This is a genomic window from Streptomyces sp. NPDC093510, assembly GCF_040683555.1.
Classification (GTDB): domain Bacteria; phylum Actinomycetota; class Actinomycetes; order Streptomycetales; family Streptomycetaceae; genus Streptomyces.
In genome coordinates, this window is record NZ_JBFBEE010000021.1 from 89,887 (window position 1) to 102,248 (window position 12,362).

6 protein-coding genes and 1 pseudogene are annotated in these 12,362 nt (G+C 74.0%); 1 reads left to right on the forward strand and 6 read right to left on the reverse strand.

The genetic code is table 11. From position 1 onward, the window contains the following. Positions 1-53: 53 nt before the first annotated feature. Positions 54-3,119, forward strand: a pseudogene (locus AB0N81_RS30230) (alpha-amylase family glycosyl hydrolase); the annotation flags it as partial. A 57-nt stretch (positions 3,120-3,176) separates the two neighbouring features. On the opposite strand, the gene AB0N81_RS30235 reads toward AB0N81_RS30230, so the two are convergent. Genes AB0N81_RS30235 through AB0N81_RS30260 form a run of 6 tightly spaced genes read right to left on the reverse strand, consistent with a single transcriptional unit; the run spans position 3,177 to position 12,354 of the window. Further along, entirely contained in the window at positions 3,177-4,139 is a 963-nt protein-coding gene (locus AB0N81_RS30235) for a sugar nucleotide-binding protein (protein ID WP_365363841.1), read from the reverse strand. Then, a complete protein-coding gene (locus tag AB0N81_RS30240; protein WP_365363842.1) occupies positions 4,136-5,203 on the reverse strand; it encodes an ROK family protein in 1,068 nt (355 codons plus the stop codon). The genes AB0N81_RS30235 and AB0N81_RS30240 overlap by 4 nt, the downstream gene beginning before the upstream one ends. Further along, positions 5,184-5,660: a cupin domain-containing protein gene (locus tag AB0N81_RS30245; RefSeq protein WP_365363844.1), complete on the reverse strand. Its 477-nt coding sequence runs from the start codon at positions 5,658-5,660 to the stop codon at positions 5,184-5,186. The genes AB0N81_RS30240 and AB0N81_RS30245 overlap by 20 nt, the downstream gene beginning before the upstream one ends. Then, entirely contained in the window at positions 5,653-6,840 is a 1,188-nt protein-coding gene (locus AB0N81_RS30250; protein WP_365363846.1) for a sedoheptulose 7-phosphate cyclase, read from the reverse strand. The genes AB0N81_RS30245 and AB0N81_RS30250 overlap by 8 nt, the downstream gene beginning before the upstream one ends. After that, on the reverse strand, positions 6,818-9,076 hold the full coding sequence (gene malQ, locus AB0N81_RS30255; RefSeq protein WP_365363848.1) for a 4-alpha-glucanotransferase: 2,259 nt from the start codon (positions 9,074-9,076) through the stop codon (positions 6,818-6,820). The genes AB0N81_RS30250 and malQ overlap by 23 nt, the downstream gene beginning before the upstream one ends. Further along, positions 9,073-12,354 carry a Cof-type HAD-IIB family hydrolase gene (locus tag AB0N81_RS30260; RefSeq protein WP_365363850.1) on the reverse strand — a complete coding sequence of 1,094 codons (3,282 nt, stop codon included), beginning with the start codon at positions 12,352-12,354 and terminating at the stop codon, positions 9,073-9,075. The genes malQ and AB0N81_RS30260 overlap by 4 nt, the downstream gene beginning before the upstream one ends. Positions 12,355-12,362: the final 8 nt, after the last annotated feature.

Below are 12,362 nucleotides of genomic sequence, written 5' to 3' on the forward strand. Positions count from 1 at the left end.
CCGCACGACCCGGCTGCTCGGGCCGCTTCGGCCGCTTAAGAACGGTCGGCGTCCTGCCCATCGCGCTGCTCGCCGGGCTCCTGCCCGCGAGCCAGCACCGGGCGGCGGCCACCGCCGCACCCCCGCCGCCCTCCGATGCCGCGCTCGCCGCGGAGCCCGCCCGGCACGACCTGACCCGCGAGCAGTTCTACCTCGTGATGCCCGACCGGTTCGCCAACGGCGACCGGGGCAACGACCGCGGCGGGCTCACCGGAGGCCGTGACACCACCGGCTTCGACCCCTCGGACCCGGCCTTCTTCTCGGGCGGCGACCTCAAGGGGCTCAGCGACCGGCTCGACTACATCAAGGGCCTCGGCACCACCGCGATCTGGCTGACGCCGGTGTTCAAGAACAAACCGGTTCAGGAGCGCGGCGGCCGCGGAGTCGCCAACTACCACGGCTACGCCATCACCGACTTCACGCGCGTCGACCCGCACTTCGGCACCGACAAGGAACTGGCCGCCTTCATCGACCGGGCCCACCGCAAGGGCATGAAGGTCTTCTTCGACGTCCTCACCAACCACACCGCCGACACCGTGCACTACGCGGAGAACGAGTACGGCTACCGGTCCAAGGGCTCACACCCCTACCTGGACACCGAGGGGCGCCCCTTCGACGACGCCGCGGGCCCGCGCCCCGTGAACGCCGACAGCTTCCCGTACACCCCGCGCACGGCCGCCGCCGATCGCGACGCCAAGACACCGGCCTGGCTCAACGACCCGACGATGTATCACAACCGCGGCGAGTCCACCTTCGCCGGGGAGAGCGGCCTGAACGGCGACTTCATGGGCAACGACGACCTGTGGACCGAGCGGCCGGAGGTCGTCGAGGGCATGAAGCGCATCTACGAACGGTGGGTGCGGGACTACGGCGTCGACGGTTTCCGCGTCGACACGGCCAAGAACGTCGACATGGACTTCTGGACCCGGTGGGCGGGCGCGCTCGACGCCTACGCGGCCGAACGCGGCAAGAAGGACTTCCTCATCTTCGCCGAGGCGTACTCGGCGGACGCGGCCATCACCGCCCCGTACGTCACGAAGGGCGGCCTCGACTCCACCCTCGACTTCCCCCTCCAGGCCGTCACCCGCAACTACGCATCGCGCGACGGCTCGCCCCGCGACCTGTCGAAGGTCCTCGCCCAGGACTACCGCTACACCACCGGCACCGCCAACGCCTACGAGCAGGTCACCTTCCTCGGCAGCCACGACATGGGGCGCATCGGCGGTTTCCTCACCCGCGACAACCCCGGCGCGGAGGAGGCGGAGCTGCTGCGGCGCGACCGGCTCGCCCACGAGCTGATGTTCCTCGGCCGCGGCAACCCCGTCGTGTACGCGGGCGACGAGCAGGGCTTCACCGGCGAGGGCGGCGACAACGACGCCCGCCAGCCGATGTTCGCCACCGGCGCGAAGGCGTACCTGGAGGACGACCAGCTCGGCACGGACCGCACCCACGCCGACGACGCGTACGACACCCGCCACCCCCTCTACCGTGCCGTCGCCCGCCTCTCGAAACTCACCAAGAAGCATCCGGCGCTGCGCGACGGAGTCTTCACCGAGCGCCTCGCGGGCCCGGCGGAAGGACCGGGGGTCTACGCCTACTCGCGCACCGACCCGCGTACGCGCGTCGAGTACGTCGTCGCCCACAACAACACGTCCCGGCCGGAGACCGTGGAGATCCCGACGGGAGCGGCACGGAAGGCCTACACCCGCCTGTACGGAGGCGCGGGTGGCCACGTGGTGCGCAGCGGCGCCGACAGCAGAGCCACCGTGACCGTGCCGCCGCTGTCCTCCCTGGTGCTGAAGGCCAACACGCCGCTCCCCGCGCCGAGTTCGCGCCCCACCGTCGAGCTGCACGCGCCCGGGGACGGCGCCACCGGCACCGTGGAACTCTCCGCCGACGTCGACGGCGGCGGTGGCAGACTCGACCGAGTCGTCTTCGCCGCCCAGGTGGGCAACCGCCCCTGGAAGGTGCTCGGTTCCGCCGACCACGCCCCCTACAAGGTCACGCAGGAACTCGGCCCCGAGGTGCCCGAGGGTACTCGGCTGCGCTACAAGGCGGTGGTCGTGGACAGTGCGGGGCGTACCGCGAGCGCTCTCGCCGCCGGCCGCGCGGGCCGCACCCCGCCGCCCGCCGCGCCCACCGTCCGGCGGCCCTACGCCGTAGTCCACTATCAGCGGCCCGACGGCGACTACGACGGCTGGCGGCTGAAGACCGGGAACGGCCGGGAGGCCGCCTTCGCCGGGCGCGACGCCTTCGGTGCCTTCGCGTGGGTGAAGACGGACGGGAGCGCCGGCAAGGTCGCGTACACCGTCGAGAAGAACGGCACCGCCGACGGCCCCGAACGCACCGTCGACCTGAGCCGCACCGGCGAGGTCTGGGTCAGGACGGGGGAGCAGGACCAGAGCGAGCAGCGGCCCGAGGACGCGGTCACCGAACCGCCCCGGGACGGCGCCAGGGCGGTCATCCACTACCACCGTCCCGACGGCGACTACACCGGCTGGGGCCTGCACGTGTGGGACGGTGCCGCACGGCAGTCGGACTGGGACGTGCCGGTGCGGCCGGTACGGACCGACGCCTTCGGCGCCGTCTTCGAGGTGGAGCTGAACCCGGGCGCGGGGAGCCTGAGTTACGTCCTGCACAAGAAGGAGGAGAAGGACGTGGCGGGCGACGAGTCGCTCGACGTCAAGCTGTACGGGCACGAGATCTGGCGGGTGGCGGGCGAGCCGTCGTACCTGACGCCCGCGGTCGGCGGCTCGCTCGGCCTCGACCTGTCCGCGGCCAGGGCCCGCTGGGTGGACGAGGACACCGTCGCCTGGCCGTCGGGTGGCGCGGGCGTCGCCGGCCGGCAGCTGGTCTACGCGCCCGAGGGCGGCATCACCCTGAAGGACGGCGCGCTGTCGGACGAGGGGCACTGGCTGCGGCTCGACCCCGTGAAGAACGGGGCGGCCGGGGACGGGACGGCGGTCTTCACCGTCGACCCCCGCGACCGTCACCGCATCCCCGAGGCCCGGCGCGCCCGACAGCTCCTGGCCACCCAGCGCGCCACGGACGGTGCGCTGCTGGGGGCCACGAGCGTGCGGGCCGAGGCTCCTGGGAGGGGCCGGGAGGTTTCGCCGGCCCCGAGGGGCCGCTAGGCCCTAGCGTCGGAACGCGGCGGCCAGGTCGCGCGCGCCGTCCCGTACCCCGCGTACGGAGACGGCGCGTGTGGCCGGGAGGTCCGGCAGCAACTCGCTGACCAGGCAGGCGTTGTCGGGACGCGACGCGTAACGGCTGCGGGCCTTCGGCACCGGCAGGACCAGGCCGGGCCGGGCGTCCAGGGCCCCGGCGATCACCGTGGCCCACTCGGCGCGCGTCACACGGTCCGGGCCGCCCAGGTGCAGGACCGGCGGGAGCGGGTCGGCACCGGCGAGGAGCGCGGCCACGACCTCGGCCACGTCGTCCACGTGGACCGGGGTGGTCCAGTGGTCGTCGGGCGCCTCGACGTGTTCTCCGGCGGTCAGCCGGTGGGCGCAGGCGGCGAAGAAGTTGAGCCACTTGCCCGCGTCGGCGGGCTCATGGCCGTAGACCAGGCTGACCCGCAGGCAGACCGCCCGCGCGGCCCGGTCCAGGAGCAGCTGTTCGGCGTGCAGCTTGGCACGGCCGTAGGCGTTGGCGGGGGAGGCGGGGGTGTGTTCCGTGTTGTGCCGCGCGTGACCGTCGAAGACATTGTCCGTGGAGATCATGACGAGGCGTGAAGTTCCGCTCAGCGAGGCGAAGTTGGCAGCGACGGCGGCGTGCGCCGCGCCCGCCTCCTCGGGGTGCTCCTCGCACCAGGTGACATCGGAGGGGCCGTGCACCAGGACGATCCGCTCCGGCCGCAGCCGCGCCACGAGACGTCCGCACGCCTCGCCGTCGGTGGCGTCGAGCGCGCACCAGCGCGCGCCGAACTCCTCGGGAGGCCGGTCGGGACGACTGCGCGAGACGAGGGTGACGGCGTCACCGGCCCGCGCGAGCCGACGGGCGACACCCGTCCCGACGAAGCCGCTGCCGACGATGAGGGTGCGGTCTCCTGTCACGGGGCTCATGGGGCTCATGAGGTTCTTCGGGTTCGTCGGGTTCATCGGGCGGCCCTCCCGTACGTGGCCGTGCGCCGCTCGTCCGTGGCGGTGGTCCGGGTCGTCAGGAGGCGGCCGACGCCGAGCAGGCCGTGGTCGTCGTCGGGGGCACCGAGGGACACCAGGGCGTCGACGCGGTCCGCGGTGAGTCCGAAGCAGCCCTGGCGCACCAGCTCCTCGACCAGCAGCGCCCGATAGCGCTCGCCGACCGCCAGCGCGAAGCCTCCCATGAGGATGAAGCGGCAGACACCGATCGAGGTGAAGACCGCCGAGACCGCCTGCGCGAGCGGGACGAGCGTGCCACGGAGCACCCCGGTGGCGAACGGATCGCCCTCGCCGACCGCCTTGGCCAGGGCAGGGTTGCCGATCGCGTCGGGGTGGCCCCCGCAGAGCGCGGCGAGCCGGGACGCGGCGAAGCCGGCCGGGTCGGCGGCCGCCGCTCGCCGGGCCGCCGCGAGCACCCCGCGCCCGGACGCGACGGCACCGAGGTGCCCGCGCCCGCCGCAGTCGCACAGCGGCGCGTCGGGCGCCGGATCGCAGACCCAGTGGCCGAGTTCACCGCCATGGCCCCCGGCGTCCACGAGCACGTCGCCGCCGCGGAAGACCTTGTTGCCGATGCCGGAACTGACGGTGAGGAGGCAGAACGGCTCGGTCTCCGTGGCCGCGTACCGCCAGGCGGCCGCCGTCAGGTCGTTGACGACGGTGACGGGCGCGCTGATCCGCTCGCTCAACAGCGCGCCCAGGGGCAGCGGTTCGCCGCGCCGTCCCCACACCGTCGGCGCGGCCACGACGAGCCCATCCGCGGTGACCGGACCGGCGAACGCGACCCCGACCGCGCGCGGCACCGCACCGGCCCCGTGCCGGTCGACCTCGCGCACGATCTGCTCGACCACCCGTTCCTGCAGTACGGGCACGGCGTCGCCGGGGTGGAGGGCCTTGCCCTCGACGGGGACGCGCCGCACCCGCGAGAGCAGGCCGGAGGCGGGTGCGTAACTCCCCACCCGCAGGGTGGTTCCGCCCACGTCGAGGACGGTGAAGGGGCGGTCGTGATCAGCAGCCGTCGTGGTCACGCGCTGTCTCCTCGTCGGGCGGGGTCTCCTCGCCCCGCGGCACCCGCAGGTCGCGCAGAACGTGCTCGAAGACCAGCAGGTGCAGATCGGTGGCGTCGGAGTCGTTGAGCAGACCGTGCTCGCCGTACGGGCGGTTGACGACGACGTCCCCCGGCCCCACCCGGAACTCCTCGCCGTCGCGGAACATCAGCCCGCTCCCGGAGAGGACGATGTACGTCTCACGGTCCGCGCCGTGCCGGTGCCGGCCGATGGACGTGCCGGGCGGCAGGACGGCCAGGTCGATGAACTCGGCGCCGGACGAGCCCACTTCGCGGGCGAAGGCGCGGTGGGCGAGGATCGTGCCGAGGCCGCCGTGGTCGTGCGCTTTGGCGCTCAGCAGATCGCGTACGTTGACGACGTCGGCCGGTGCCTTCGCCGTCACGGTGTCCTCGACCCCCTCCCGGGTGTCCTCAGTCATCGTGGCGCCCCGTCCGTACGGCACGCGCCGCCAGGGCGTCCAGGGCCGCCCGCAGTGTGTCCGCCGGAAGGTGCTCCAGCTCGTCGACGAAGGCCGCCTTGCCGAGCGCCGTCGGCACGACCAGGTGCAGCTTGCGGCCCCGGCGCTGCCAGGACGCGCGCAGGGCCTGCGTCATCAGCTCGGGCGTGCAGGTCGCGGCGTCGTACACCGGAAGGCCGATCCGTTCGAGCAGGGTCACGATCCGCTCGCAGGTCTCCGCGTCGGTGAGGCCGAGGAGGCGTGCGAGGTGCGCGGAGAGGGCCATGTCGACGGCGACGGCCTCGCCGTGGGCCAGCCGGTGACCGCCCGCCGTCTCGATCACCGGGCTGAAGGTGTGGCCGAAGTCGACGAGCCGGGCGAGGTCGTGCTCGCGCAGGTTCGGGCACAGCTCCTCCATCATGAGCCGCATGGAGGTGCGGATGATGTACGTCTCCACATCGCCGCCGCCCGCTCCGGCGCGCAGGAAGGCGTCCGGGTGCCGCTCCAGGGTGCGGAACAGCTCGCCGTCCAGGATCACCGCCATCTTCACGATCTCGGCGAGGCCGCAGCGGATCTCGCGCGCGGGCAGGGTGTCGAGGAGCGCCGGGTCGTTGAGGGAGGCGTGGGCGGGGTGGTAGGCGCCGAACATGTTCTTCGTGTGCAGGGCGTTGACGCCGGTCTTGACGCCGACGCCGACGTCGACCTGGCCCACCAGGCTGGTGTTGACCTTGATGTAGCGGATGCCGCGGGCGTACATGGACGCGGCGAAGCCCACGATGTCCGCGACGATGCCGCCGCCCACCGCGAGCATCACGCCGTGCCGGTCGAGGCCCGCCGCCTTGGCCGTCGCGCAGACCTCCTCGACCGATGTGAGCGACTTGTTGCGTTCGCCGGTCGCGATGGTGTGCACGCTCCAACTGCCCGGTTCAAGTCGGGCCTTGAGGTATGCGCGCAGCTGTTCCCCGTAGATCCGGTCCACCGTGGGGCCGAGGAAGGCCACCACGCGGCGGCCCGCCACGTACTCGGCGAGCAGCGGATTGTCCGGGGAGAAGACCCCGCCTGTGACGTCGACGCGGTAGCCGGTGCCGTCCGGTGCGAGCAGGTCGAAGCCCCCGGAGTCCTCGCGGACCCCCTCGGCCTCAGCAAGAACCTGGCCTGCCATGTCTCTCCTCGGTCTCGTTCTCTGTGGTGTCGTGCGGTGTGGGGGGTGGCCCCGGGCGTGCCGGGTGGGTGCCCGGGTGTGCCGGGTGCGGGCCTGGGCGTGCCGGGTGTGGGCCTGGGTGCGGTCCCGGATCGTGCGGGTCCGCCAGGTCCGCGAAGACGCCCGCGAGCGTCCGCAGCAGCGCGGAGTCGGGCAGCTCCTCCAGCGGGACCGGACGGCCCTGCCCGTCCGCCACCGGCAACCGCCAGTTGGGGTGCACCGTCGCGGTGCCCGGCAGATTCTGCGGACGACGGTCACCCGTCGCGTCCGGCAGCCACACGCCGAGCATCCGGGCCGGCGTGAGCCGCAGGAACCGGTGCAGGGCGGCGACCTCGCCGTCCGGGTCGGGCAGCAGCCCCAGCCGGGCCAGCTCGGCGAGCCAGCCGTCGCGCTCGACGGCCGCCGCGGCCTTCTCCTCGGCCCCCGGCCGGGTCAGCAGACCCAGCCGCGCCCGCAGGTCCACGTGCTCGCCGGAGAGCCAGGCCGCCGTCGTGGGCAGATCGTGGGTCGTGAGCGTGGCCAGACAGTCTGCCCGCCACTGGTCGGGCGGCAGCGGCCCGCGCCGTCCCGTGGAGCCGCCCAGGTATTCGAAGCGCTGCACGGAGGTGCCGAGCATGCCGCGCGCGGCGAGCTCCTCGTGCATGCCGTCCTCGACGGTGCCGAGATCCTCGCCGATCACGCCCGCACCCGCCCGGTACGCCTCCAGGGCGAGGACCCCGAGCATGGCCTCCCGGTCGTACCCGACGTACGTGCCCTCCGTCGGCGGGCGCCCCTCGGGCACCCACCACAGCCGGGAAAGCCCCATCACGTGGTCGACCCGGAGCGCTCCCGCGTGCCGCAGGTTCGCGCGGACCAGCTCGGCGAAGGGCCGGTAGCCCTCAGCGGCCAGCGCGTCCGGCCGCCAGGGCGGCTGGCCCCAGTCCTGGCCCCGCGGGTTGAAGTCGTCCGGCGGCGCGCCCACGCTCATGCCGGCGGCCAGACAGTGCCGCAGGGCCCAGGCGTCGGCGCCCTCCGGTGCGACACCGACGGCCAGGTCGTGGACGAGCCCCACCGGCATCCCGGCGCCGACCGCCGCCGCCTGAGCGGCCGCAAGCTGCTCATCCGTGATCCAGGCGAGCCACCGGTGGTGACGCACGGCCTCCGCGAGCTCCTCCCGGGCCCGCGCCACGGCTGGGGAGCGGGGGTCGCGCAGCTCGGCGGGCCAGGAACGCCAGGCCCCGCCGTGCACGTCCGCGAGCGCGCACCAGGTGGCGTGGTCGGTGAGGCCCCGGCCCTCACGCTCGGTGTACGCGGCGAAGGCGGCGGCGCGTCCCGGCGACAGCGGGACGTCGTACACGGCACGCAGCGCCTCCCGCTTGAGCGCGCGCACGGCCTCGCGGTCGATGAGCGAACTCCCGTCCAGCGCCCGCCGGTTGAGGTGCCTGGCTCGTGCGACGAGACGGTCCACGGCGGGGCGTGCCGTCGCGTCGAGATACGCGTACTCGGGCACCGCCTCCACGCGGACGTGCATCGGGTCGGGGAAACGGCGCGAGCTCGGCCGGTACGGGGAGGGGTCGGGCAGCGGCCCCGGTTCCACGGCGTGCAACGGCCCGAGCTGCACGAACCCCGCCCCGAGCGCCCGCCCCGACCAGGCGGCCAGCTCCGCCAGGTCACCGAGGTCACCCATGCCCCAGGACCGGCGCGAGAGCACGGAGTAGAGCTGCACGAGGAAGCCCCAGGTGCGCTGCGCCGGGGCGGGCAGCCGCTCGGGCACGGCGAGCAGCGGCGCGGCCGCCCGTCGTCCGTCGGGCGTGCGGATGTGGAGGGTGTGGTGGCCGGGAGGGAGGTCGGGGAGGGGTGTGGTGCCGCCGTCCTCCAACTGCACCGTGGCATAGGCGCCTTCGGGGAAGGCAAGGGGCGGGGTGGCGGAGGAGCGGGGGTGGCGGAGCCCGATCGGGTCGGCGGTCCGCCCGCCCGGCCCGGCGCCCCCCGCCACCCGCACCACCACGCACGGCGGCAGCAGCCTCGCCGCCCGCTCGTGCCGGTGGGTCTCCAGCGCTTCCCGCGCCGCCCGCTCCGTGCCCGCGTCCACACCGCAGGCCGCGAGTACGGCGACGAGCGTGTCCGGGGCGACGTCGACGCGGTGGCCACGGTCGGTGGCGTAGGAGGTGGCCACTCCGTGGGCGCGGGCCAGCTCGGCGAGTGCTGCGCCCGTCATGAGAGGGCCTCTTGTCGTGACGGGGCGGCCGGTGCTGGGGCCGTTGCCGGGGCCGGAGCCGTGTCCGGAGCCGTGTCCGGAGCCGGGGCCGTTGCCGGAGCCGGGGTCGGGGTCGGGGTCGGGGCTGAGGTCGGCGTCGGGACCGGAGCCGGGGCTGAGGTCGGAACCGGGACCGGAGCCGGGGCTGAGGTCGGGGTCGGGGCCGGGGTCGGGGTCGGGGCCGGGGCGAAGAGACGTTCCAGGACCGTGGCGACCCCGTCCTCGTCGTTGCTCGGGGCGATCTCGTCGGCCATGGCACGCAGCTCCGGGTGCGCGTTGGCGACGGCCACGCCGTGCCCCGCCCAGGCGAGGAGGGGAACGTCGTTGGGCATGTCGCCGAAGGCGACCGTGTCCGCGCCGGTGAACCCCAGGAGCCGTGCCGCCCGCGCGACCCCGGTGCCCTTCGTGACGCCGGGCGGCAGCACCTCCACCATGCCCTTCACGGAGTGCACGACGGTCACTTCGTCGCCGCACAACGTGCGCGCGACCGTGGCCAGTTCGTCCTCCGGTACCGCCGGGTGGTGCAGGACCAGCTTGTCGATGGGGCCGGACCACAGCCGCGTACGGTCGGCCGTCACGTCCCACCCGTGCCGGACCCGCTCCCCGAACCGTGGCGTCACCTTGAAGCGGCTCTCGGGCGGCGCCGTGACGACCCCGAGCTCCACCGTGCCGAGCGCGTCCTCCACCCGTGCGACCACCGAACGGGCCAGCTCCAGGTCCAGCTGCGCGGAGTCGAGGAGCCGGTCCGCGCCCGCGTCGTACAGCTGCGCGCCCTGCCCGCACACCGCGATGCCCCGGTACCCGAGCGCGGCGAGAAACTCCCGACAGGCGGCGGCGGGCCGCCCGGTGACGACCAGATGGTGCGCGCCCGCACCGGTGGCCAGGGCGAGGGCCCGGCGGGTGCGCTCGGACACGGACAGGTCGCCGCGCAGCAGCGTGCCGTCGAGATCGGTGGCGACGACCCGGTAGGGGAGAGTCGTCGGCGTCCCGGCGAGGGGGAGGGGGGTCGAAACCGAAACCACCCCAGCGCCCCCCACCACGTCCCAAGCCACCCGCCCCGACCCCAACGTCACCATGGCCACCAGTTCGCGACCGCCGACGGGCGGTCCGGGCAGGTCTCCGCGGAACACGCCGTCCTGGCCGCGCTCCAGCGGCAGGAATTCGGCCCCGTTCCCGACGGGTATCGCCTCGTCCGAGGCGACGGCCTCGGCGGTGGACTCCAGTGGGGCGTCGGGCCGCGTCGTGCCCGTCGACTCCACGACGACGTCCACGCGTTCCGCCCCGGCGTGGGTGTATTCCACTCGCCGACCGGGGCCACCGGGGTGCGGGGTGAGGCGGCAGCGTGAGGCGAGGCGTGCCGACCAGTCGGCGCGGTCCGCGAGAGCGGCGAGTTCCGCGCAGCGTGCGAAGTCCGCGCGGGCGTGGGCGGCCTCGAAGAGCTGTTCGTGGGCGGGGCCGTCCAGAGGGGCGCACCGGGCGTAGGCCGCCGCGTCACCCCGTTCGGCCGCCGCGCGCGCGATCTGCTCGGCGTGCCGTGCGACATCCGCGTCGTCCAGCGCGTCGAACCAGCCGTAGGTGATGGCCTCCGAGGGCGGGAAGGCGACCCGTTCGCCCCGCAGCAGCGCGCCGAACGCCGCGAGGCGCAGCTCGGCACTCCGTGACCAGGTGAAACGACGGGCGAGCCGACGGGAGTTGGCGGACAGGCGGGCGTACGTCGCCGGGTCGTCCCGGAAGAGCGCCGCGGCCTCCCGTATGCGCGCGGCCAGCTCGCGCGCGAGCAGCGGATCGTCGTCGCGGAACGAACCGCGCACGGAGAACCCGGTGGCGTCGGGGTCGGAGAGCGGCCGTGCGTGCCCGAAGTGGCTGGTGACGCGCTGGGCGGTCGCGATCGGCACCGCCCCGCACGCCATGGCTTCGGCCTGGGCGATGAGGAAGCCGTCCAGTTCGTACTTGGACGGGTAGACGCAGAAGTCGGCGCAGGCGGTCTGCTCGAAGAGGGTGTCCTCGCCGGCGAGTCGCCAGTCCAGGTACACCTGGTGGGGGTGGCGGTCGGCGACGCCCTGGAAGTACGCGTTCGCGACGGTCGACGCCGACTCGCCGCCTCCGCCCGTCGAGCAGCGGATGACGAAGCTGACGTCCGGGTCGTCGGTGAGGACGTCCTCCATCGCGCGTACCAGCTCCAGCTGGCCTTTGTGGTGCACCGCGTAGCGCGCCGCGTGGAAGAAGACGGGACGCGCGGGGTCGAGGCCGAGGCCGCCCAGGACCGCGGCACGGTCCACCGCCGCCGGGTCCCGCCGCAGCCAGCTGTCCGCGACACCGCAGCCGCCCATCAGGAGCTTGTGCGGGTTCGAGCGGAGCTCGCGGGCGACGGGCAGGGTGGCGAAGAGCGCTTCGAAGGGGGTGCCTTCGAACGTGCTGTAGTAGGCGCGCTGTCCTGGTGACACGAAGTCGACGAGGTCCACGTGGGCGGCCACCAGGGGGAACACGCCGACGTGGTCGGGCCGGCTCTCCTGGTGCATGCGCGTCCCGGCGAGGGCCCGCGCCATCGTCGCCACCGCGCTGTCCTCCGGGGGCAGCGGGCCGTCGAGCGCGTCGAGGTCCACGTCCGCCTCCGCCCCGAAGAGCGCCAGCAGCCGCTCCACCTGCGGCCGGTAGATCTGCTGCCCGACCGGCGCGTTGGCGGCGACCGTGCTGACCGTCCGGCGCAGGGGGTCGGCGGCGAGCACCGGCGGCAGCAGGTAGTGGTAGTACGGCTCGAAGCCGTGGACGACCGCGGGGCCACCGCCGATCACGTCCGACTCCAGGAAGCGCAGCCCGTCCACCTGGAACACCAGCGGCTTGAAGTGCGCCAGGTCCCTGCCCTCCATGCCGGGGGGCGGGTAGAGCCGGTCGGGCAGCAGGTCCAGGTAGGTGTTGGACAGGAAGTACACGTCCACGCCGTCCAGCCGGAGCCTGTGGGCGCGCGTGGTCAGTTCGACGGTGGTCTCGGCGGGGTGGCCCGGCCACACCTTGGGGTCGAGGACGAGCGGCACGACGTGGTCCGCGCGGTAGTCGAGTTCCTCGATCGGGTACGTCTCGCGGAGCCGGTCGAGGTGCCCGTGGGCCGGGGTGATCACCGACACGCGGTGGCCGCGTGCGGCGTACTCCCGGGACAGGTTCCAGACGAGCGGCGAGAGCCCGCCCCGCATCAGGCGGTTGTCGAAACCGCCGCACTCGAACGAGAAGTTGATGATGTGCACGTGCGTGC